Annotated in this window: 23 protein-coding genes; 3 read left to right on the top strand and 20 right to left on the bottom strand. The window is 63.9% G+C overall.

Going from position 1 to position 22,761, the window contains the following annotated elements:
• Positions 1-5: 5 nt before the first annotated feature.
• Both N511_RS0120985 and N511_RS0120980 read right to left on the bottom strand, forming a co-directional pair.
• Positions 6-1,034, bottom strand: coding sequence for a transporter (locus N511_RS0120985; RefSeq protein ID WP_027681058.1), 1,029 nt, complete (start codon positions 1,032-1,034; stop codon positions 6-8).
• A gap of 140 nt (positions 1,035-1,174) precedes the next feature.
• Positions 1,175-2,119: a LysR family transcriptional regulator gene (locus N511_RS0120980; RefSeq protein ID WP_027681057.1), complete on the bottom strand. Its 945-nt coding sequence runs from the start codon at positions 2,117-2,119 to the stop codon at positions 1,175-1,177.
• A 93-nt stretch (positions 2,120-2,212) separates the two neighbouring features.
• On the opposite strand from N511_RS0120980, the gene N511_RS0120975 reads away from it, so the two are divergent.
• The 3 genes from N511_RS0120975 (at position 2,213) to N511_RS0120965 (ending at position 4,852) form a co-directional block, all read left to right on the top strand.
• Complete coding sequence (locus N511_RS0120975; protein ID WP_027681056.1) at positions 2,213-2,650, top strand: PaaI family thioesterase; 438 nt, start codon at positions 2,213-2,215, stop codon at positions 2,648-2,650.
• An 80-nt stretch (positions 2,651-2,730) separates the two neighbouring features.
• The gene (locus N511_RS0120970; RefSeq protein WP_012762281.1) at positions 2,731-3,990 is read left to right on the top strand and encodes an acyl-CoA dehydrogenase family protein; all 1,260 of its coding nucleotides are present in this window, start codon (positions 2,731-2,733) and stop codon (positions 3,988-3,990) included.
• Positions 3,991-4,159: 169 nt separating this feature from the next.
• A complete protein-coding gene (locus N511_RS0120965; RefSeq protein WP_027681055.1) occupies positions 4,160-4,852 on the top strand; it encodes a glutathione binding-like protein in 693 nt (230 codons plus the stop codon).
• Between the two features lie 682 nt (positions 4,853-5,534).
• Here the strand turns inward: N511_RS0120965 and ureG are convergent.
• The 18 genes from ureG to N511_RS0120875 all read right to left on the bottom strand — a co-directional run bounded on the left by ureG (position 5,535) and on the right by N511_RS0120875 (position 22,652).
• Positions 5,535-6,158 (bottom strand): urease accessory protein UreG, encoded by a 624-nt coding sequence (ureG, locus tag N511_RS0120960; RefSeq protein ID WP_027681054.1) that lies wholly within the window; start codon positions 6,156-6,158, stop codon positions 5,535-5,537.
• Positions 6,159-6,169: 11 nt separating this feature from the next.
• The gene (locus tag N511_RS0120955; protein ID WP_027681053.1) at positions 6,170-6,859 is read right to left on the bottom strand and encodes an urease accessory protein UreF; all 690 of its coding nucleotides are present in this window, start codon (positions 6,857-6,859) and stop codon (positions 6,170-6,172) included.
• Positions 6,852-7,514, bottom strand: coding sequence for an urease accessory protein UreE (gene ureE, locus N511_RS0120950; RefSeq protein ID WP_027681052.1), 663 nt, complete (start codon positions 7,512-7,514; stop codon positions 6,852-6,854). The genes N511_RS0120955 and ureE overlap by 8 nt, the downstream gene beginning before the upstream one ends.
• Positions 7,515-8,489: 975 nt before the next feature.
• Entirely contained in the window at positions 8,490-10,208 is a 1,719-nt protein-coding gene (gene ureC / locus N511_RS0120945) for an urease subunit alpha (protein WP_027681051.1), read from the bottom strand.
• Between the two features lie 13 nt (positions 10,209-10,221).
• Positions 10,222-10,527, bottom strand: a complete 306-nt coding sequence (locus tag N511_RS0120940) for an urease subunit beta (protein ID WP_012762288.1) — start codon at positions 10,525-10,527, stop codon at positions 10,222-10,224.
• A 13-nt stretch (positions 10,528-10,540) separates the two neighbouring features.
• Positions 10,541-11,158, bottom strand: coding sequence for a HupE/UreJ family protein (locus N511_RS0120935; protein WP_027681050.1), 618 nt, complete (start codon positions 11,156-11,158; stop codon positions 10,541-10,543).
• A gap of 48 nt (positions 11,159-11,206) precedes the next feature.
• Positions 11,207-11,509 carry an urease subunit gamma gene (locus N511_RS0120930; RefSeq protein WP_004630759.1) on the bottom strand — a complete coding sequence of 101 codons (303 nt, stop codon included), beginning with the start codon at positions 11,507-11,509 and terminating at the stop codon, positions 11,207-11,209.
• Positions 11,510-11,588: 79 nt separating this feature from the next.
• Positions 11,589-12,476, bottom strand: coding sequence for an urease accessory protein UreD (locus tag N511_RS0120925; protein WP_027681049.1), 888 nt, complete (start codon positions 12,474-12,476; stop codon positions 11,589-11,591).
• 102 nt (positions 12,477-12,578) lie between these two features.
• Positions 12,579-13,271, bottom strand: coding sequence for an urea ABC transporter ATP-binding subunit UrtE (gene urtE / locus N511_RS0120920; protein ID WP_004630761.1), 693 nt, complete (start codon positions 13,269-13,271; stop codon positions 12,579-12,581).
• 141 nt (positions 13,272-13,412) lie between these two features.
• Positions 13,413-14,264 carry an urea ABC transporter ATP-binding protein UrtD gene (urtD, locus tag N511_RS0120915; RefSeq protein WP_009241045.1) on the bottom strand — a complete coding sequence of 284 codons (852 nt, stop codon included), beginning with the start codon at positions 14,262-14,264 and terminating at the stop codon, positions 13,413-13,415.
• On the bottom strand, positions 14,261-15,430 hold the full coding sequence (gene urtC, locus N511_RS0120910) for an urea ABC transporter permease subunit UrtC (protein ID WP_027681048.1): 1,170 nt from the start codon (positions 15,428-15,430) through the stop codon (positions 14,261-14,263). The genes urtD and urtC overlap by 4 nt, the downstream gene beginning before the upstream one ends.
• A 1-nt stretch (position 15,431) precedes the next feature.
• A complete protein-coding gene (gene urtB, locus N511_RS0120905; protein ID WP_027681047.1) occupies positions 15,432-17,063 on the bottom strand; it encodes an urea ABC transporter permease subunit UrtB in 1,632 nt (543 codons plus the stop codon).
• 99 nt (positions 17,064-17,162) lie between these two features.
• Complete coding sequence (urtA, locus tag N511_RS0120900; protein WP_027681046.1) at positions 17,163-18,419, bottom strand: urea ABC transporter substrate-binding protein; 1,257 nt, start codon at positions 18,417-18,419, stop codon at positions 17,163-17,165.
• Positions 18,420-18,684: 265 nt separating this feature from the next.
• Positions 18,685-19,164: a MaoC family dehydratase gene (locus N511_RS0120895; protein WP_027681045.1), complete on the bottom strand. Its 480-nt coding sequence runs from the start codon at positions 19,162-19,164 to the stop codon at positions 18,685-18,687.
• A 37-nt stretch (positions 19,165-19,201) separates the two neighbouring features.
• Positions 19,202-19,687, bottom strand: a complete 486-nt coding sequence (locus tag N511_RS0120890; protein WP_027681044.1) for a MaoC family dehydratase — start codon at positions 19,685-19,687, stop codon at positions 19,202-19,204.
• Between the two features lie 56 nt (positions 19,688-19,743).
• Positions 19,744-20,874: an acyl-CoA dehydrogenase family protein gene (locus tag N511_RS0120885; protein ID WP_027681043.1), complete on the bottom strand. Its 1,131-nt coding sequence runs from the start codon at positions 20,872-20,874 to the stop codon at positions 19,744-19,746.
• A gap of 35 nt (positions 20,875-20,909) precedes the next feature.
• The gene (locus N511_RS0120880) at positions 20,910-22,106 is read right to left on the bottom strand and encodes an acyl-CoA dehydrogenase family protein (RefSeq protein WP_027681042.1); all 1,197 of its coding nucleotides are present in this window, start codon (positions 22,104-22,106) and stop codon (positions 20,910-20,912) included.
• 84 nt (positions 22,107-22,190) lie between these two features.
• Positions 22,191-22,652, bottom strand: a complete 462-nt coding sequence (locus N511_RS0120875) for a DUF1178 family protein (protein ID WP_027681041.1) — start codon at positions 22,650-22,652, stop codon at positions 22,191-22,193.
• Positions 22,653-22,761: the final 109 nt, after the last annotated feature.

Genomic DNA, 22,761 nt, shown 5'->3' with positions numbered 1-22,761 from the left:
CGTTCTTACTGGTTGTTGCGGCGGCGAACCACCCACCACGCAACGACGCAGGTGAACGCCGCCACCAGCCCCACCATCAGCCAGAAGCCGTGATGGTTGTCGGCCAGCGGCACGCCACCCACATTCATGCCGAAGAGCCCTGCGACGATATTGATCGGCAGGGCCAGCACGGTCACCAGCGTCAGCGTGAACAGCGTCCTGTTGTTCTGCTCGTCCAGGCGCGCAATCACCTCTTCCTGCAGCAGCTTGATGCGCTCGATCAGTCCGCTCATGTCGCGCAAGACGACGGAGAACTCCTCGGTCGATTCGCGCAATTGCTGCACATCTTCCGGATGCAGCCACGCCGGCGGCCGGGCCAGCAGGCGAAAGACCGAACCGGGCTCCGGTGCCAGCATGCGCTGCAGGCGTACCAGCACGCGGCGGGTACCCGCAAGCTCCTGCCGCCCTGACGTGATCTTTGACGCAAGGAAACGGTCTTCGATGCGGTCGATGTCGATGCCGGTGGTGCGGACGATCTGCGTCATCAGATCAGCCTGATCGCACATCAAATGGCCCAGCAGGGCGGCCGGCGAGCGAAACGTCTCCCCGCTGCGCACGCACTCGCGCAGGCGGTCGACCGAATGCAATGGCTTGCGGCGCAACGTCACCAGCAGGCGCCGGTGTGCGTACACCCACTGCGTTGCCACCTGCGTGGGCGTGCGCTCGAAATCGAAGATCACATCATTGAAGACCGCGACGAGCGCTCCGTCCTGCTGCTCGATGCGCGTGGAGTGCGCCTCCTCGCCCAGCAACTCAAGAAACGATTCGGGCAGATCGAGATGGCCCTGCAGCCACCGCATGCAGCCCGCGCGCGACAGGTTGAAATGCAGCCAGATGAATGCGTCGGCGGCATCCTCGCTCTCTGCATGCTGGAGCGCATCCGCAATCTCGGACGAATCCAGCGCCACGCCGGGCTTGCCCGGTTCAAAGCGAAAGCCGCAGATGAAACCGGTGTTGTCAGATTGGAAACTGATCGCGGACGCAGTCGCAGTCATACATCGGAAGAGAAGACGGTTTGCCGGGAGGCGCAGGCGCTGGACAGCGGCACACCGAATGCCATCAATCTGTCATAAACCGGCGTGGTTACGCCATTTGCGCCGCGCAGCCCCGATGATTGCGTCCGCCCTTGCGTTCGTCAACGCCCGTCTGCGAATGCCGCCACGGCGTCGTCCAGGGCCACCTCTGCCATCGCGGCGAATACGTGGTCCCGCAGCCAACGGCTGGCGGCATCCTGGTCGCTGTTGGTGTGCCAGTACAGATACAGCTCCAGCGGCTGCACGTTGAACGGCAGCGGCAGCATCACGTTGCCATACGGCTCGTTGGCGATGCGCGCGTAGCGGATCGGCAACGTGGCGAGCAGATCCGTGCAGCTCACCACGCGGCAGGCGGCCGGGTAATGCTGGCAACGCAGCCGCACGCGCCGCTCGTGCCCCAGGCGGCGCAACTCCACGTCTTCCAGCCCGGGCCCACGGCGCCGCGACGACACATGTACGTGCTCGCACGCGAGGTAGCGCTCCAGCGTCAGCGGTTCATTGGCGATGGGATGGCCGGGGCGCGCCAGCACCACCATCGGGTCGGTCAGCAGCGGCGCATGCCGGATGGCCGGGGATGCCGGCAGCAGAATGTCCGCTGCCGCGTCGATGGTCCCGGCCAGCAACTCGGTTTCAAGCTGGCGGCGGTCTCCGCGCACGGTCGTCACGTCGATGCGCGGCGCTTCCTTGGCGATGGCGGCCATGAGCGGTGGCAGCAACGTCGCTTCCAGCGCATCGCGCATCGACAGCGTGAAGCGGCGCTCACTCGTGGCAGGGTCGAAGCGCGTGCCCTCGCGCAGGGTGCGCTCGAAGCCCTGCAACGCTGTGCGGACTTCGGCGATCAGCGTGCGCGCCAGCGGCGTCGGCACCATGCCCTGCCCGCGCCGTTCGAACAGCGGGTCGTCAAACAACTCACGCAGCCGCCCCAGGGCGTGGCTCACGGCCGGCTGCGTCAGATTGAGCGTGCGGGCGGCCGCCGTAATCCCGCCTTCCGTATAGATGGCATCGAAAACGACAAACAGGTTCAGATCGACGCGCGATATATGCATGACATTGATGGACTGCAATCTACGAAATTCATTTCTCTTATTGTAGGCGAAGGCTTATTCTGCGGACACCACTTGTGAGTTGCGCCGCGTGCCATGACCACAACCCCCAATCTCGCCGTACCGACGGGCTTTGAACTGCTGAACAAGCCGAGCCCCTTTCTGACGATGCTGGGGCCGGTGTATGCCAAGGGGATGGGCGCGTCGATGGTGATGGGTTTTCACGTACAGCATCACCACCTGAACCGGCGCGGCATCGTGCATGGCGGCGTGGTGGCATCGCTGGCCGATGCGGCGCTCGGTTATTGCCTGGCTGAGCCTGGCGAAGGCACCGGCGGCGCGCTGGCCATGTCGACCGCCAGCCTGACGGTGGATTTCATCGCCTCTGCCGGAGAAGGCGATTGGATCGAGATCACCCCGGAAGGGTTGCGCACCGGCAGCAAGCTGGCCTTTGCGCAGGCCCTCTTCCATCGCGGCGACCGGTTGATTGCGCGCGCGAGTGCCGTGTTTGCCGTGCTCGGCGGGCGTGTTTGACGCATGGCCGCGCGCGCCGGGTCTGAACTGATTGATGGCTGCCCGTTCGAGGCGCTTGTTCGATGTACTGAGGAGACACCATGAATTTCGATTACACGCCCAAGGTCAAGGAAATGCAGGCACGCCTGCTTGAATTCTTCGACCAGCACATCTACCCGAACGAGCACCGCTTCCACGAAGAAATCGAGGCCAACCGCCGTGCCGGCAACGCGTGGATTCCGACCAAGGTCATCGAAGAACTCAAGCCGCTGGCACGCAAGGCCGGGCTGTGGAACCTGTTCCTGCCGCGTTCGCCGCGCGCGCCCGAAGGGCTGTCGAACCTCGAATACGCGCCGCTGTGCGAAATCATGGGCCGGGTGCCCTGGGCGCCGGAAGTGTTCAACTGCTCCGCGCCCGACACCGGCAACATGGAAACGCTGGAGCGCTACGCGTCCGAAGAACTGAAAGACCGCTGGCTGGAGCCGCTGCTGCGCGGCGAGATCCGCTCGGCCTTCCTGATGACCGAGCCGGCCGTGGCCTCGTCGGACGCCACCAACATCGAATGCCGCATCGAACGCCAAGGCGACGAGTACGTCATCAACGGCCGCAAGTGGTGGTCGTCGGGCGCCGGCGACCCGCGCTGCGCCGTCTACATCGTCATGGGCAAGACCAACCCCGATGCCGGCCGCCACGAGCAGCAATCGATGATCGTGGTGCCGGCCAACGCGCCGGGCATCACCGTCATGCGTCCGCTGAGCGTGTTCGGTTACGACGATGCGCCGCACGGCCACATGGAAGTCGACCTCAAAGACGTGCGCGTGCCGGTGGGCAACATCCTGCTCGGTGAAGGCCGCGGCTTCGAGATCGCGCAGGGCCGCCTCGGCCCGGGCCGCATCCACCACTGCATGCGCAGCATCGGCGTGGCCGAGCGTGCGTTGGAGCTGATGTGCAAGCGCTTGAGTTCGCGCATCGCGTTCGGCAAGGCCATCGCGCAGCACAGCGTCTGGCACGAGCGCATTGCCGAAGCCCGCTGCATGATCGAACAGGCCCGCCTGCTGACGCTCAAGGCCGCGTACATGATGGACACCGTCGGCAACAAGGTCGCCAAGGCCGAGATCGCGATGATCAAGGTCGTGGCCCCGAACATCGCTTGCCAGATCGTCGACTGGGCGATCCAGGCACACGGCGGCGGCGGCGTGTCGGGCGACTTCCCGCTGGCCTCGGCCTACGCGCACCAGCGCACGCTGCGCCTGGCCGACGGCCCGGACGAAGTGCACCGCGCCGCCATCGCCAAGCTGGAACTGGCCAAGCATCTGCACCTGAAGGACGTTGTCGACATGCCGGTCACGCGCGGCGCCTGATACGCCGCACGGCCGTACCGTTCACTCCTTAACCCCGCCTTGAGCGGGGATTTTTTTGCCCGCTGCCCGGCGTCTGCGCGTTTCTGCGTTCTGTGCTGGAATGGAACACTTTGCGGGCTGCTGGTGGCCCGCACCTCTCTTCCCGGCCAGAAGCCAAGGAGCCAACTCGATGATCGACGTCTATAGCTGGGCCACGCCCAACGGGCACAAAGTGCACATCATGCTGGAAGAATGCGAGCTGCCTTACCGCGTTCACGGCATCAACATCGGCGCCGGCGACCAGTTCAAACCCGACTTCCTCAAGATCAGTCCCAACAACAAGATCCCGGCCATCGTCGATCAAGATGGCCCGGACGGCAAACCCATCTCGCTGTTCGAATCGGGCGCGATCCTGCTGTACCTCGCCGGCAAGACGGGCAAGTTCCTGCCCGACGACGTGCGCGGCAAATACGAAGTGCTGCAGTGGCTGATGTTCCAGATGGGCGGCGTCGGCCCGATGCTCGGCCAGGCGCATCACTTCCGCATCTACGCGCCCGAGAAGATCGAGTACGCGGTCAACCGCTACAGCAACGAAGCCAAGCGTCTGTACGGCGTGATCGACAAGCGCCTGGGCGAATCGAAATTCCTCGGCGGCGCGGATTACTCCATCGCCGACATTGCGACGTGGCCGTGGCTGCGCAGCTGGAAGAACCAGGGGATCGAGCTGTCGGATTATCCGAAGCTGCAGCGGTGGTTTGAGGCCATTGAAGAACGCCCGGCCGTGCAGCGCGCGGTGAAGGTGCTGGCCCAGGAACGGCCTGCGGTGCAGGACGACAAGGCGAAGGAGATTTTGTTTGGGGCTACGCAGTATCAGCGGCGTTGATTCGGCGTTTTCCTTTGCTGGAGGGGGCTGCCTTGTTTGGCGGCCTTTTTTGTTTTTGAGGTTGGGTTTTGTTTTGTTCCCCTGCGGGGGCTGGCGCTTGTGGTGCATCTCTATTTCACCCCCTGCCGGGGGCGACTCACTTTCTTTGTCTTGCCAAAGAAAGTAAGCAAAGAAAGGCGCGCCCGAGATGGCGAAAGACTCCTTGAATTTCTGTAACCGGGCGGGGAAGGAGGCAAACTCGCTTCGCTCAAACAGGCCTCCTTCCTTTATCCGCCCGCTTACAGAAATTCAAGGCGCCATCAAGGGCAAGGTACGGCCACACAATCTGTGTGCTGTCCTAGGTGGCTCTTGTTTGTTGCGGTGTTGCTCGCTTTGCGTCGCGTTGTGCTGCTGGTTCCTACTGCACTGGTGGTCGATGGTTTGGCCGTTGACGTTCCTGCCCTAGATGGCGCCTTGAATTTCTGTTGCAGAGAGGAAAAAGGAAGGGAAACTGTTTGAGCGAAGCGAGTTTTTCCCTTCCCCTCTCTGCGACATAAATTCAAGGGGAAGTCGCCATCTCGGGCGCGCCTTTCTTTTGCTTACTTTTCTTTGGCAAGACAAAGAAAAGTAAGTCGTGCCCGGCAGGGTACGAAACAGGGATGGACCACAAGCGCCCACCGCAGGAAACACACCACCCAAAAAACTAGCCCCCCACCAACATCCCCTGCTTCTCAATAAACCGAATCACCTCATCCAACCCACCCTGCGCCCGCAGATTGCACATCACGAACGGCCGATCGCCGCGCATCTTGCGCGTGTCGCTCTCCATCACCTCCAGCGATGCCCCGACATACGGCGCCAGGTCCGTCTTGTTGATGATGAGTAGGTCCGACTTGGTGATGCCCGGGCCGCCCTTGCGGGGGATTTTCTCGCCGCCCGCCACGTCGATCACATAGATGGTCAGGTCCGACAGCTCGGGGCTGAACGTTGCCGCGAGGTTGTCCCCACCCGACTCAATGAAAACCACGTCCGCATCCGGAAACTTGGACAGCATGCGATCCACCGCTTCGAGGTTGATCGATGCATCTTCGCGGATGGCGGTGTGCGGGCACCCGCCGGTTTCGACGCCCATGATGCGTTCGGCCGGCAGCGCGCCGGAGATGGTCAGCAGGCGCTGATCTTCCTTCGTATAGATGTCGTTGGTGATCGCCACGAGGTCGTAGCGCTCGCGCATGGCCTTGCAGAGCATTTCGAGCAGCGTGGTCTTGCCGGAGCCCACCGGGCCGCCCACGCCAACGCGCAGGGCAGGAAGTTTCTTGGTTCGCATGTTGATCAGGTTCAGGATCGAAAGAGTCGTGAGTATTGCGTTTCATGCCGGGCAGACAACACGCCCAGCCCGGGCGAAAACGTAGACAGTTCAGGCGGATGACAGGCCGCACGGCGCGTGGCTTCTTCCACCGCACGCGCCACCGCTGCGTGCAGGCCAAAGAGAATCCGTTGCCCCGCAGCCTGCCCGAGCGGCACGGCCTTCACTGCCGCCGCCATCTGGTTTTCCACCCAGGCAAAGCAGTACGCCGTCACGCCGTCGCGCGGGTCGACATTCAGTGCGGCAGCGGCGGCGGCAAAGGCGGTCGGAAACGTCACTGAAGCGCGCGCGGCCAATGCGCTGCGCAGTGCTTCGTCGCCCCACGCCATCAGCTGGATGAGTCGACTGAGCGACCAGCCCATCTGCGACGTTTCGAGCCGCAGCTCGCGTGTCTCGCGGGTCGCGAGGAACCACGCATCGCGCTCGGCCACGGCATCGAAGCGGCCTGCCTGCCAGTTCGCAAACTGCAGCAGCCACAGCGGCGCCTCGCAGGCGGCCAGCACGTCGAGCCCCTCGGCAATCCACGCCGCAGCCGACCCTTCATCGGTCACGTGCCGCACATCCACCCCCGCCTCCAGCCCCTGCGAATAGCTGAACGCACCCACCGGCAGCGCCGGGGACGCGAGATGCAGCAAGGCGGTGAGCTGCGCCGCGTTAGTCATGGTGATGGTGGTGATGGCCGCAGCCGGGGCCATGCACATGGCCGTGGTCATGATCGTGACCGTGACCGTGCGCGTGATCGTGGCTATGCGAGTGACCATGGTCGTGGTCATGCGCGTGACTGTGGCCATGATCGTGCCCGTGGTGCTCGTGGTAGAGCGCCTGTGCGGCCGCGTAGTCCTCTTCGAACGTCGCATCGTGGCCGTGACGATGGCCGCCGCCATAGGCGCCCGCCTCGGGCTCGAACGGCGCTTCCACATGCGCGACGGTCACGCCGAGGCGGACCAGCATGTCTTCAAGCACCGGATCGGCCTCGAGCTGCAGCGCATCGGCGCTGACCTGCACGGGCGTGTGGCGATTGCCGAGGTGGTAGGCAGCGCGCATCAGTGCAAGACGGTTGTCGCTGCTCACGCGCAGGACCTGCTCCGGTGCGGCCTGCACTTCCACCAGCGTGCCGTCTTCAGCGACCAGCACATCGCCGCCGCGCATGACGGTGCCGCGCGGCAGCACGACGGCCACTTCACGGCCATCGTCGAGGGTGGCGCGCAGGCGGCTGCGGCTGCGCTCCAGGAAGGGGAGCACCAGCTTGGGCGCACGCTTGACCAGAACGGAGGCCAGGCCATGTGGCGCGGGGAGGTGTTTGTTGATGGAAAGCATCTTTACGACCTGATTCGTCATCCAACTATGAAGCTCGAAGTTCTGAACTCCACGCGCTGAGTTCTGAACTGCAAGCACCGGGTTCGGAACTCCAGGCGTCGAGTTCTGAACTGCAAGCGCCGGGTTCGGAACTTCAAGCGTGGGGTTCTGAACTTCAAAGGTTGAGTTCGGAACCTCAAGCGTCGCGTTCTGAACTCCAAGCTTTGGGTTCAGAGACCCCACGCATCGGGTTCGGAACTTCACGTGTCGAGTTCTGGTCTCCAAACGCCGAGTTCTGATCCCCAAGCGTGGAGTTTTGATCTCGGCGTGGCAGCGCATTTCTCATTTCACCCCCTGCCGGGGGCGACTCACTTTCTTTGTCTTGCCAAAGAAAGTAAGCAAAGAAAGGCGCGCCCGAGATGGCGACCCATCCCTTGAATTTTCGTAACCGGGCGGAGACGGGAAAAACTCGCTGCGCTCAGACAGTTTCCCGTCTTTTTCCGCCCGCTTACGAAAATTCAAGGCGCCATCTAGGGCAGGGGTAAAGCACACAATCTTCTGTCCGTGCGCCACTCCGTTGTACGACTGGGACCATCGCACGCACTTGCACTTGCACTTGCACTTGCACTTGCACTCGCACTCGCACTCGCACTCGCACTCGCACTCGCACTCGCACTCGCACTCGCACTCGCACTCGCACTCACCGATCCCGGCGCCCACCTCAGTTCCCCGCCGGTGTGGCCGTTGACGTTCCTGCCCTAGATGGCGCCTTGAATTTTTGTTGCGGGGAGGATCAAGAAGGGAGGCCTGTCTGAGCGCAGCGAGTTTGCCTCCCTTCCCTCCCCGCGACACAAATCCAAGGAGTCTTTCGCCATCTCGGGCGCGCCTTTCTTTTGCTTACTTTTCTTTGGCAAGACAAAGAAAAGTGAGTCGTGCCCGGCAGGGTACGAAACAGGGATGAACTAACAACAAAAAGCCCAAGCCCATCCCCACCAGCTAGAACAAAAAATACCTCTGCGCCATCGGCAACACCTCCGCCGGCTCACAAGTCAACACCGTCCCATCCGCCACCACCTGATACGTCTCCGGGTCCACAGTAATGTCAGGCCGCCAGTCGTTATGAATCATGTCCGCCTTGCTCACAGTACGCGTGCCCTTGACCACCGCTGTCGTCTTAGCCAACCCATACTGCTCCGCCACGCCAGCCGCAGCAGCTGATTGCGACAGAAACGTCAACGACGTCCGCCCCCGCGCCCCGCCCGCCGACCCAAACATCGGCCGATAGTGCACCGGCTGCGGCGTCGGGATCGACGCATTCGCATCGCCCATCGCCGCGGAAGCAATCATCCCGCCCTTCAGGATCAGGCTCGGCTTCACACCAAAGAACGCCGGCTTCCATAGCACGAGGTCTGCCCACTTGCCGACTTCAACCGAGCCGACTTCGTGCGCGATGCCATGCGTGAGCGCGGGGTTGATCGTGTACTTGGCCACGTACCGCTTGACGCGGAAATTGTCATGCCCGCCGCGCGCATCGTTCGGATCACCGGCCAGCTTGCCGCGCTGCACCTTCATCTTGTGGGCGGTCTGCCACGTACGCAGTACGACTTCGCCCACGCGGCCCATGGCCTGCGAGTCGCTGGAGATCATCGAGAACGCGCCGAGGTCGTGCAGGATGTCTTCAGCGGCAATCGTCTCGCGGCGGATGCGGCTCTCGGCAAAGGCGATGTCTTCGGCGATGGACGCATCGAGGTGATGGCACACCATCAGCATGTCGAGGTGCTCGTCCAGCGTGTTGACGGTGAACGGCCGCGTCGGGTTGGTCGACGACGGCAGTACGTTCGATTCACCGCACACGCGGATGATGTCGGGCGCGTGCCCGCCGCCCGCGCCTTCGGTGTGATACGTGTGGATCGTGCGGCCTTTGAATGCCGCGACGGTCGCTTCAACAAAGCCCGATTCGTTCAACGTATCGGTGTGGATGGCGACCTGCGTGTCGGTGTCGTCGGCCACACCCAGGCAGCAGTCGATGGCGGCGGGCGTGGAGCCCCAGTCTTCGTGCAGCTTCAGGCCGATGGCGCCTGCGTCGATCTGCTCGCGCAGCGCGCCCGGCAGGCTGCCGTTGCCCTTGCCCAGGAAGCCGATGTTCATCGGATACGCATCCGCGGCTTGCAGCATGCGCTGCATGTACCACGGGCCCGGCGTGCAAGTGGTGGCGTAGGTGCCGGTGGCGGGGCCGGTGCCGCCGCCGATCATCGTCGTCACGCCGCTGTTGAGCGCCTCGTCGATCTGCTGCGGGCAGATGAAGTGGATGTGCGAGTCGACGCCGCCGGCGGTGACGATCATGCCCTCGCCCGCGATGATCTCGGTGCCGGGGCCGATGACGATCGTCACGCCGGGCTGGATGTCCGGATTGCCCGCCTTGCCGATCGCCGAGATGCGGCCGTGCTTCAGGCCGATGTCGGCCTTGACGATGCCCCAGTGGTCGATGATCAGCGCGTTGGTGATGACGGTGTCGGCGCAGTCTTTCGATTCGCGCTGGCTCTGGCCCATGCCGTCGCGGATGACCTTGCCGCCGCCGAATTTCACTTCCTCGCCGTAGAGGGTGAAGTCGCGTTCGACTTCGACGATGAGTTCGGTGTCGGCCAGGCGGACGCGGTCGCCGGTCGTGGGGCCGAACATTTCCGCATACGCGCGGCGATTGATCTTCAATGTCATGTCCGTGTCTCGCTCAAAGCTTGCCCATCACGCGGCCGGCAAAGCCGTAGACCACGCGGTCACCGGCCAGCGCCACGAGTTCGACCGTGCGCTCCTGCCCCGGCTCGAAGCGCACGGCGGTGCCGGCGGCGATATTGAGCCGATACCCGCGCGCGGCTTCGCGGTCAAAGCGCAGCGCGTCATTCACTTCATAGAAGTGGTAATGCGAGCCGATCTGCACGGGGCGATCACCGGTATTGGCCACCGTGACCGTCACTGTCGCGCGGCCTGCATTGAGTTCGAGATCGCCGTCTTGCGGCAGGAGTTCGCCGGGGATCATGGTGCAAGCCCCCTCAGATGGCCGTGACGAGCAGGCCTGCGCCGTACAGCGCCACGCCCACGCCCGACAGACGCGCCAGCCATGCCAGACGCGGCTTCAGCGCAAAGCCCGCGCCGATGCCGGCGGTGTGCAGCAGCGCCGTCGCCACGGCAAAGCCTCCGACGAAATACGGGAACATGGCCTGCGCCCCTGCGGGGAATTCCGTGCCGTGCGCATAGCCGTGGAACAGCGCGAACGCGCCGCACAGCAGCGCACCGCCCCACGTCGGCAATTGCGCGCGCGCTGCAATCAGCAGGCCGAACACCAGCAGCGATGCGGCGATCATCGGCTCGGCCATCGGCACCGCCACACCGCCGGCGCCCAGCAACGCACCCAGGATCATCAACGCGACAAAGGCGACGGGCGCCCACAGCGCATCGCGCACCGAACGCGAGGCCAGTGCGCTCCACACGCCCACGGCCACCATCGCCAGCAAATGGTCTGCACCCGTGAGCGGATGCAGGAACCCGGCGAGCAGGCTGCCTTCAGCGGTATGGCCCGGGTGCCCAGGGTGGGCAAACGCGATGGAGGCGCCAAACGTAAGCGCGATGGCCGCAGCGGGCCGGACGAAGCGAGACAGGGTAGGCGTCATGGCAGGACTCGTAGTGGTGAGTGGCGTGCGGGCTTCAAACTTCGAAATTCAAACAATCGGATGGTGGACGGTGACGAGCTTCGTGCCGTCCGGAAACGTGGCTTCGACCTGGATGTCGGGAATCATCTCGGCCACGCCGTCCATCACGTCATTGCGCGTGAGGAGCGTGGTGCCGTAGTGCATGAGGTCGGCGACCGTCTTGCCGTCGCGTGCGCCTTCCATGATGGCGGCGCTGATGAAGGCGACGGCTTCCGGGTAGTTGAGCTTGAGGCCGCGGCCCTTGCGGCGCTCGGCCAGCAAGGCGGCGGTGAAGATCAGCAGCTTGTCTTTTTCGCGCGGGGTCAGTTCCACGAGGGGCTCTCTTCAGTGAGGGTCAATTCAGTTCAGTGCAGATCGGGCGATGCGAGGTCACGTCGCCATCATGTGGCCGTCATGTAGACCAGAGGCGCAGCGGACGGCCCGCCACGCCATGCATCGGTTCGCGCAGCGCGAGCCACGTCTGTGACAGCAACGCGCGCGCATCTTCGGGCCGGCGTGCGAGCACGCGCAGCAACAAAACGTTTGGCAGGCCGGGCGCGTCTTGCGTGAGACACGTGACGCCCGCGCGCAGGTCGGCGTTGTACGGCAGGTGCTCGGCCATCGATTCGGCGAGGGCTTCGGTGGCGCCTTCGCCCACGGCCCACAGCGTGCCAACGACGTGGAAGCCGGCCATGCCCATCGTCGCATTCAGCACGGGCGATTGCGCGTCGAACGCCGCCGATTCAATCCACAGCGGTTGACCGTTGCAACGCAAGGCGGTGCGCATGGCGATGCGGCCTTCGGCCCACGATTCACCGGCGGCGTGGCGACCGAGCATGGTGGTGTCCCAACCGATAGCGGTGGCGCCGGGTGCCAGGTCCAGCGTCAGGTCGATGATCGGGCGGGCCTGGTTGAAAACGATGTTCTCTTGCGGCAGCCAGTCGAGCCGCGCCCCCGCCTCCGCCCGGATGGCAACGCGCTGCGTGGCCGTGCGGCCGAGCGACTTGTACCACTTGGTGGCGCCGGGCGTGGTCAGCACGGCATGCGCATCGGCACCGAGTTCGATGTCGATATCGAGCACATCGCCGCCGGCAATGCCTGCAGGCGGATGCAGCATGACGGCATGGCACACGCCCTCGCCTTCCGGATACAGCGCCTTCTGCACCCGCAGCGGCCCCTGATGCCGGCAGGTGGCCAGCACGGTGCGCTCACCGCGCCGTGCAAACGCCAGGTGCAGCGAGGCTTCCCAGGACGCGAACGAATCGGTCTGCGGCGGGACAGGAAAATCGGGATGGCGCATCAGGAAGGCAGCACGGCGGCTAGGAATTTTCTCATCATAGCCAGATGCCACAGATTTGGCATTCGACTTTTTCCGTCGAATGCCGGGGCATCAGCCGGGGCATCAAACGGCGACCAGATCACGCACGCCATCGGCTTCCATATTGGCGCCGTCGCCCTGGGCGATGACCTCGCCGCGGCTCATGACGACGTAGCGGTCGGCAATGCTGCGCGCAAAGTCGTAGTACTGCTCGACCAGCAGCACCGACATGCCGAACTCATCCACCAGGCGCCGCAGCGTGCGGCCGATCTCCTGGATGATCGACGGCTGGATGCCTTCGGTCGGCTCGTCCAGGATCAGCAGGCGCGGCTCGCTCATCAGCGCGCGGCCGATGGCGAGTTGCTGCTGCTGGCCGCCAGACAGATCGCCGCCGCGCCGGCCCTTCATCTCCTTGAGCACTGGAAACAGCTCGTAGATGGAATCGGGCACCTTGGACGGCGCACGCTTGGCGGCCGCGCCAATCAGCAGGTTCTCTTCCACCGTCAGGCGCGGGAAGATCTCGCGCCCCTGCGGCACATAAGCGAGCCCCTGCGAGACACGCTCATACGCGGGCAGCTTCTGGATGGTGCGCCCTTCCCAATCGATCGCGCCGCTGGCGGTGGGCACCACCCCCATCAAGCATTTGAGCAGCGTCGTCTTGCCCACGCCGTTACGGCCAAGCAGCGTGGTCAGCTTGCCCGTAGGGACGTCAAAGCTAACGTTGCGCAGGATGTGGCTGCCGCCGTAGTACTGGTTCAGTTGTTGGACCTGCAACATCGCGTTCTTTCCTTTTGCCTTGAGAAGGCTCTGAAAAACGTAGCGAGCGGTCCGATGTTGGCCCGAGAAGCGCAGCCGTACACGGGTACGGCGAGCATCACAGGGGCAAGATCGGGACGCGCAGTAGTTTTGCGGAGCCTTCTAACGCCCCAGATAGGATTCGATCACTCGCTCATCGCGCTTGACGGCGTCGAGCGTGCCTTCGGCCAGGACGCTGCCCTCAGCCAGCACGGTCACGCGCCCTTCTGCCCCCGCCAGCGCGGCGACAAATTCCATGTCGTGTTCCACGACCATGATCGAGCACGTGCCACGCAGGCCGTTGAGCAACGTTGCAAGCTGCATCGTCTCTTCATCCGTCATGCCGGCGACTGGTTCGTCGAGCAGCAGCAGTTGCGGTTGCTGCATCAGCAGCATGCCGATCTCCAGCCGCTGTTTCTGCCCGTGTGAGAGCAGCCCGGCAGGCCGATAGGCCTCCGCTTCCAGGTGGATGCGGCCGAGCGTTTCTTCGATGCGCTGGCGGCCGTCGTTCAGCAGGCGCGCGCGCAGCGAGACCCACCAGCGCTTGTCGGCCTTCATGGCCAGTTCCAGGTTTTCCCACACGGTGTGCTGCTCGAACACGGTCGGCTTCTGGAACTTGCGGCCGATGCCGATCTGGGCGATGCGCGGCTCAGTCAGGCGCAGCAGGTCGATGGTCTGGCCAAGGAAGACACGGCCGGTCACGTCTGCATTGCGCGGCCCGGTCTTGCCGGTAATCACGTCCATCATCGTGGTCTTGCCCGCGCCGTTGGGGCCGATGATGCAGCGCAGTTCGCCGTGGTCGATCGACAGCGTGAGCGCGTTCAGTGCGCGAAAGCCGCCGAAGCGCACGGTCACGTCTTCGAGATACAGGATGGCGCCGTGCGAGACGTCGATCGTATCCGGCTCGACCAGATGGCCCATGCCGGTGGCGGTGCCGGTCTCCGCGCGGTCGGGGAGTTCGGTGAACGTGCTCATGCGTGGTCTCCGGTGACGGTCGCGGCTTCATGCGCCTCGGCTGGCGTGGGCGCGCGCTTTTTCATGCGCAGCTTGCCCAGCAGCCCCAGCACGCCGTTCGGCAGATACAGCGTCACCAGCACGAAGATCGCGCCGAGCACAAACAGCCAGTACTCCGGCACCCATGCGGTGAGCAACGTCTTGGCGCCGTTGACGAGGAACGCGCCGATGATCGGGCCGATCAACGTGCCGCGCCCACCCACGGCCACCCACACGGCCATCTCGATGGAGTTGCCCGGCGACATCTCGCCTGGGTTGATGATGCCGACCTGCGGCACGTAGAGCGCGCCCGCAATGCCGCACAGCACGGCGGAGAACGTCCACACGAACAGCTTGTAGCCGAGCGGGTTGTAGCCGGAGAACATCACGCGCGCTTCGGCATCGCGAATGGCGGTGACCACGCGGCCGAACTTGGACGTGACGATGGCGCGGCAGGCGATGAACGCCAGCACGAGCGCCACGAACGTCGCCACGAACAGCACGGTGCGCGTCGGCAATGCGGAGATCGGGAAGCCGAGGATGCGTTTGAAATCCGTAAAGCCGTTGTTGCCGCCAAAGCCCGTTTCGTTACGGAAGAACAGCAGCATGGCCGCGTACGTCATCGCCTGCGTGATGATCGACAGGTAGACGCCTTTGACGCGCGATCGGAAGGCAAAGAAGCCGAACAGCCACGCCAGCACGCCGGGCACCAGAATCACCAGCAGCATGGCCCAGGCGAAATGCTCGGTGCCGTGCCAGAACCACGGCAGCTCCTTCCAGTCGAGGAAGACCATGAAGTCCGGCAGATCGCTTTTGTACACGCCTTCGCGGCCGATGGAGCGCATCAGGTACATGCCCATGCCATAGCCGCCGAGCGCGAAGAACAGCCCGTGCCCGAGGCTCAGGATGCCGCAATAGCCCCACACCAGATCGAGCGCCAGCGCCGCGAGCGCGTAGCACATGATCTTGCCGATGAGCGTGAGTGCATACGCCGACAGATGCAGCGGGCTACCCTCCGGCACCAGCAGCGCGCACACCGGCGCGCCAATGCACACGATGAGCGACACGAGCACCAGCGCAGACCACCCGCGCCGCGACAGCAGCGGCATGCGCGCCGGGATATCGAGAGAAAACTTGGTGGTCGTCATATCAGGCCTCGGCGCTGCGGCCCTTGAGGGCGAACAGGCCCTGCGGACGCTTCTGGATGAACAGCACGATCAGCACCAGCACGATGATCTTTGCCAGCACCGCGCCATAGAACGGCTCGATGAATTTGTTGATGAGGCCCAGCCCGAACGCGCCGATGATCGTGCCCGCCAGTTGCCCCACCCCGCCCAGCACCACGGCCATGAACGAATCGATGATGTAGCTCTGACCGAGGTCCGGCCCGACGTTGCCGATCTGCGAGAGCGCGCAGCCGCCCAGGCCGGCAATACCGGCACCGAATGCAAACGCGTAGCTGTCGACCTTCCACGTGCGCACGCCAACGCAGGCCGCCATCGTGCGGTTCTGCGTGGTGGCCCGCACGAACAGGCCCAGGCGCGTGCGGTTGAGCACCGCCCACGCAATCGCCACCACGGCCAGCGCAAACAGCAGGATGACGAGCCGGTTGTAAGGCAGCACGAGGCCCGGATACAGCGCAATGCCGCCGCTCATCCAGCTCGGGTTCGCCACCTCCACGTTCTGCGCACCGAAGATCGAACGCACGGCCTGCATCAGCAGCAGGCTGATCCCGAACGTGGCGAGCAGCGTTTCGAGCGGACGGCCATACAGGTGACGCAGCACCAGCCGCTCCAGCGCAAAGCCGACGACGGCCGCCGCCAGGAACGCAGCAGGCAGCGCCGCGGGCAGATACCAGTCGAACGCGTTCGGAAAGTAGTTGCGGAAAATCGTCTGCACCACGTAGGTGGCGTACGCACCGATCATCAGGAACTCACCGTGCGCCATGTTGATGACGCCGATGAGCCCGTAGGTGATGGCCAGCCCAAGCGCCGCCAGCAGCAGCACCGAACCGAGGCTCAGCCCCGCAAACAGGTTGCCGACCAGCTCGGCCTTGCGTTGCTGCGCGGCGAGGCCGTCGAGCGCCTGTTGGGCCGCGGCGCGCAGTTCATCGTCGGCACCGCTGTCCTTGGCAAGCAACGGGGCGATGCGCTGGCGCGTCTGCGGGTTGGTATCGCCCGCAAGCAGCTTGAGCGCTTCGAGCTTCTCGGCATGCGTGCCGTCGTCGAGCGCGAGATTGGCCCAGAGCACATGCAGCTTGCTGCGCAACTCCGGATCGGTTTCATGCTTGCGCGCCGCGTCGACAATGGGGCGCGACGCCGTCTCGGGATGCGCAAGCAACGTATCGACGGCCTGCGCGCGCACCGCACGGTCCGGCGATTGCAGCACGAAGCCACTCGCCGCGCTGTCCACTTGCGCACGCAGGGCATTGTTCAGTGTGAGGGACTGCAGATCGTCGGCCTTGACGGTGACGGGTTGGCCAGTGATCGCGTCCAGGTACTTCTCGCCGTCCTGACGCACCATGCCGGCGGCGGGCGCGAAGAACAGCGCGTCATTCTGCAAGGCTTGCAGGATCGGCCCGGCTTGTTCGGCGGGCGCAGCGGTCAGCGCATTGAGCGCCTTGACCTTGGCATCGAAGTCGTCTTCGGCCAGCGGCTTGAGATCGGCCTGGGTCAGGGGTTGTCCGGCGGCCCACGCAGAGCCCTGGGGCGTCGCAGCCAGACAGAAAGCGCACAGCAGTGCGGCAAGGGAATGAAACAACCAGCGGGACAAGCGCATCATGGCAATCCGATGCGTGGCGGCCGGTGTTGGGCCGTCCGCCACGTCGTGCAGCGTCGTTCAAAGGACCGGCCGCGCTGCATGCGCCGCCGGTCCGCCTGATTACTTCACTTCGTCAGGCTTGCCCTCGTTGCCCGGGATGTACGGGCTCCACGGCTTGGCGCGGATCACCGTCGGCGTCTTCCACACGACGTTGAACTGGCCGTCGCCGCGCACCTCGCCAATCATCACGGGCTTGCTCAGGTGATGGTTGTTGTTCATCACCAGCGTGAAGCCCGACGGTGCCTTGAACTGCTGGCCGTACATCGCCTTGCGGACCTTGTCCACGTCGGTGGAGCCGGCCTTCTCGACGGCCTGCTTCCACATCATGATGCCGACGTAGGTGGCTTCCATCGGGTCGTTGGTGACGCGCTTGTCGCCGCCGGGCAGGTTGTTGGCCTTGACCCATGCGGCCCACTTCTTCTTGAAGTCGTCGTTGACCGGGTTCTTGACCGACATGAAGTAGTTCCATGCCGCCAGGTGGCCCACCAGCGGCTTGGTGTCGATACCGCGCAGTTCTTCTTCACCCACCGAGAAGGCCACCACCGGCACGTCCTTGGCCTTCAGGCCGGCGTTGCCGAGTTCCTTGTAGAACGGCACGTTCGAGTCGCCGTTGATGGTCGACACCACGGCCGTCTTGCCGCCTTGCGAGAACTTCTTGATGTTGGCAACGATGGTCTGATAGTCGGAGTGACCGAACGGGGTGTAGACCTCTTCGATGTCGCTGTCCTTCACGCCCTTGCTGTGCAGGAAGGCGCGCAGGATCTTGTTGGTCGTGCGCGGATAGACGTAATCGGTACCGAGCAGGAAGAAGCGCTTGGCACCGCCGCCTTCCTTGCTCATCAGGTATTCCACGGCCGGAATGGCCTGCTGGTTGGGCGCAGCACCGGTGTAGAAGACGTTCTTCGACATCTCTTCGCCTTCGTACTGCACCGGGTAGAACAGCAGGCCGTTCAGCTCTTCATAGACCGGCAGCACCGACTTGCGCGACACCGACGTCCAGCAGCCGAACGTCACAGCCACCTTGTCCTGCGTCAGCAGCCCGCGCGCCTTCTCGGCAAACAGCGGCCAGTTCGATGCCGGGTCCACCACCACCGGCTCCAGCTTGCGGCCCAGCACGCCACCACTCTTGTTGATCTCGTCGATCGTCATCAGCGCAACGTCTTTCAGCGACGTCTCGGAGATGGCCATCGTGCCCGACAGCGAATGCAGGACGCCGACCTTGATCGGTTCTTTTGCCTGAGCAAACGCGAGGCTCGACACGGACAACAGCGTTGCGGCGGCGACGGCAGACAGCTTCAACAGCTCACGACGTTTCATTGCGGCTCCTTGGGTTTATTGGTGGCGAGAACGACTCCCCGGGGCCCAAAAGTGCAACTACCGTGCCATCGCATTTGGCTCATTCGAAGGGAAATTCGCGCCAAAACGGTGCCAAAACGGCGCCAAGTCAGCGCATTTGTCCGTTGGAATGCGCATGCTTGGGGCGCAAGAAGACAAGCACAAAACAAGCGGGGCGCAAGGGCAAGCCGATGCAAAAAGAAAGGCCGGCATTGCGCCGGCCTCGGAGCCTTGCGAAAAACGGGACTCAGGAATAGCGGCGCGAAATCGATTCGGCCACGCACACGGGGCGCTCCTGCCCCTCACGCTCGATGGTCACGGCCCAGGTCATCTGTGCGCCGGTCAACGCGGGGGCATTGGGCAGCGGCGGCAGCGCGTCCATTTCGACCAGCTTCACGCGCGCGCGCACGCGGCTGCCGACCGGCACCGGCGCCGTAAAACGGACCTTGTTCAGGCCGTAGTTCACGCCCATCTTCACGTCGGACATCTCGATCGCATTGGCCATCAGCATCGGCAGCAGCGACAGCGTCAGAAAACCGTGCGCCACCGGTGCGCCAAACGGCGACTCACGCTTGGCGCGCTCCACATCCACGTGAATCCACTGGTGATCGCCCGTGGCCTCGGCAAAGAGGTTCACCTGCTGCTGCGTGATCTCGGTCCAGTCGCTCACGGCGACTTCCTGGCCGATCAAACCTTTCAGCTCGTCGAGCGATTCGATGATGCGCATCTGGGTTGTCTCCTTGTTGTGATGCGATGAGGTGTCATCAAGCCTTCGGGCGTCGACCAAACAAGCCCATGCCCGTGACCGTGCAGACAAGTTCGCCGCGCTGGTTGCGGGCCTCCCAGCGGTTGACCGCCACACCGCGGTCCGGCTTCGACTGCGAGGGACGCACTTCCATGCACGTGCTCGACACCGACAGCGTGTCGCCCGGATACACCGGCTTCATCCAGCGGATTTCATCCACGCCCGGCGAGCCCATGCTGGCTGCCTTGCCCAGGAAGCCGGTCACCATCAGCCGCATCATGATCGAACAGGTCATCCAGCCGCTCGAAATAATGCCGCCGTAGATGCTGTGCTTGGCGGCCTCTGCATCGATGTGGAATGGCTGCGGATCGTACTGCCGCGCGAAGGTCAGGATCTCTTCTTCGGTGACGGTGTAGGTACCCATCTGCAGCGTGCGGCCGACCTCGAAATCGTCGAAGTAGAACTCGTACGATCGTGTCGCCGCTGCGTTTTCGTTTTCCACCATGTCGTCTCCTCCAAATGACAACGCCCCGCACGAATGCGGGGCGTTCAGGTTTGCCGTTACGCCGCCTGCTGGAAGCCGGGCAGCGATGCGAAGCGTGCCAGGTGATGATCCACGTCACCCAACGTCGTGTTGATCATCGTCAGCCGCTTGAACATGTGTGCGGCCGGCAGTTCGTTCGTCACGCCCATGCCGCCGTGCAACTGCACCGCTTCCTGGCCAACATCACGCGCTGCCTGGCCGACACGCGCCTTGGCCGCCGACACATAGCGGCGGCGCGCCTCGACATCGCCATCTTCAAAGTGGGCAGCCGCAAGATACGTGATCGAACGCGCCTGCTCGCCATGGATGAACATGTCGACCATGCGGTGCTGCAGCGCCTGGAAGCGCGCGATGGGCACGCCAAATTGCTGGCGGGTCTTGGTGTACTCCAGCGTGGCGGCGTTCAGCGCATCGATCAGACCGATCGCTTCAGCGCACAACAGCACGCAGCCGAGATCGGCGACGGCGTCGATGGTCTCCCACGCTTCGCCGGCCTTGCCGAGCAGCGTTGCCGGCGCGTTGTCGAAGCGGATGTCCGCGGCGTGCAGGTTGTCGATCGTGCGGTAGTCCTTGACCGTCACGCCAGCCGCATCGCGGTCGACCACGAAGAGCGACAGGCCCGACGTATCACGCGCTTCACCACCGGTACGCGCCGAGACGATCAGCTTGTCTGCCTGCGCACCATGCACCACAACCGCCTTCTCGCCGGTCAGCGTCCAACCGCCGCCCTGCTGCGTAGCGCGCGTGGTGACGTTGAACAGCTCGTAACGCGATTGGCGCTCGCCGAATGCAATGGCCAGCTTCACGGCGCCGCCAGCAACTTCTTCCAGCAATGCCTCTTGGCCGCCCGCAAGCTTCAGCGCCTGGGCGCCGAGCACGGTGGCCTGATACGGTTCCACGACCAGGCCGCGACCGAGTTCCTGCATCACCACCAGCAGGTCCATCGCGCGGCCGTCGAAACCGCCTTGTGCTTCGGGCACAGGCAGCGCGGTCAGGCCCAGTTCGGCCAGTGCATCCCAGTGGCCCTGCGACACACCTTCCGGCGAATACACGACCTTGTTGCGCGCCTCAAAGCTGTAGTCCTTCTCGATGAAGCGGCGCACCGCGTCGGCCAGTTGCTTCTGTTCGTCGGTGAACGAGAAATCCATGTTTGTCTCCGCTATGTGTTCTGTCGCCGTTCTGCTCAGACGCCAAGGATCATCTGCGAGATGATGTTGCGCTGGATTTCGTTCGACCCGCCGTAGATCGAGGTCTTGCGATAGTTGAAGTAGTACGGCGCAAGCGGCGCGGCATCGTTGTCGCCCGTCGCGGCCTGCGAGGTGTCGCCTTCAAGGTAACTCGGGTCGAACGGCTGGGCGTATGGCCCCACGGCCTCCACCATCAGCTCGGTCAGCATCTGCTGGATCTGCGTGCCCTTGATCTTGAGCAGCGACGCCTCGGGCCCCGGGCCCTTGCCTGCATTCTCGCTCGACACCACGCGCAGCACCGTCATCTCCAGCGCCAGTAGTTCGATTTCCAGCGACGCCACCTTGGCACCGAATACCGGGTCCTGCAGCAGCGGCTTGCCGTTCTTCTGGTGTTGCTTGGCAACGCGCTTGAGGAACGCCAATTCGCGCTTGGAATTGCCCACACGTGCAATGCCCGTACGCTCGTGGCCGAGCAGGTATTTGGCGTACGTCCACCCGCGGTTCTCATCACCGATCAGGTTCTGGACGGGCACCTTGACGTTGTCGAAGAAGACCTCGTTCACCTCGTGCTCTTCGTCCAGCATGATGATCGGGCGCACGGTAATGCCCGGCGTCTTCATGTCGATCAGCAGGAACGAGATGCCTTCTTGCTTCTTCGCATCGGGGTCGGTGCGAACCAGGCAGAAAATCATGTCGGCGTGCTGGCCGAGCGTCGTCCACGTCTTCTGGCCGTTGACGATGTAGTGATCGCCTTCGCGCACGGCGCGTGTCTTCACGGAAGCCAGATCGGACCCGGAACCCGGCTCCGAATAGCCCTGGCACCACCAGTCGGTGCAATCAACAATGCGCGGCAGGAAGTAGCGCTTCTGCGCTTCATTGCCGTACTTCATGATCACGGGCGCGACCATGCTGACGCCGAACGGCAGCACGCCAGGTGCGCCGACCTGCGCGCACTCTTCGTCCCAGATGTGTTTTTGGATGGGGGACCAGCCGGTGCCGCCCCACTCGACCGGCCAGTGCGGTACCGACCAGCCCTTCGCTGCGAGCGCCTTGTGCCAGCGGACGAAATCGTCGCGGCTCAGGCGGCGGTGGTTCAACACCTTGTCCTGGATGTCCTTGGGCAGATTGGCTTCCAGCCAGCCGCGGACTTCCTGGCGGAACGCATCGTCGGCCGCCGAGTAGTTCAGATCCATGCCTGTCTCCTGTGGTTGGCTCCCCACCGTGGCAAATCGGCGGAGAACGTTCTGTCGGACCGGCGCGGACCTGAATCGGGGCTGCTAGTGCACGGGCTGCTTCAGCGCGTCGGGCACCAGCAGCGGCATCACGTCGATGCCTTCCTCCGCCAGTTCCTGCGCTTCCTCCCGAGACGTCGTCCCGCGAATGCCTCGCTCCGGCGCCTCGTTGTAGTGCATGCGGCGCGCCTCTTCTGCAAACCGCTCGCCGACGTCCTCGGTATTGGCAAGGACATGGCGCACGGCTTTCAGATAGAGCTGTTGCAGGGCTGCGGATACACCGCCCTCGCCTTCGGCTGTCTTGGCGGCAGCGCCCTTTTGGGCGGCCTCCGTTCGTGACGACGACAGATTCAGGCGCGGCGCACTCGGCAAGCGCTCAACCTCGTTGTGACCGCAGACAGGACACGTCAACAGCCCGCGTTCTTGCTGCGATTGCAGGTCGGCATCGGAGCCGAACCAGCCTTCGAAGCGGTGGTCATTGGCACAGCGGAGGTCCAGCACTTTCATGATCGGTCCAGCGCATGGGGATGAGTGTATCCCCGATTCAAAAATTTGTGAACGGTCGTGCTAATTTTTTCGCACGACCGTTCGCCATGGTAGCGAAGACAGCAAAATC

It is taken from the genome of Ralstonia sp. UNC404CL21Col (assembly GCF_000620465.1).
Lineage (GTDB): Bacteria > Pseudomonadota > Gammaproteobacteria > Burkholderiales > Burkholderiaceae > Ralstonia > Ralstonia flatus.
Note: the sequence above shows the minus strand (reverse complement) of the source record. Positions and strands in the feature narration are given on the sequence as shown.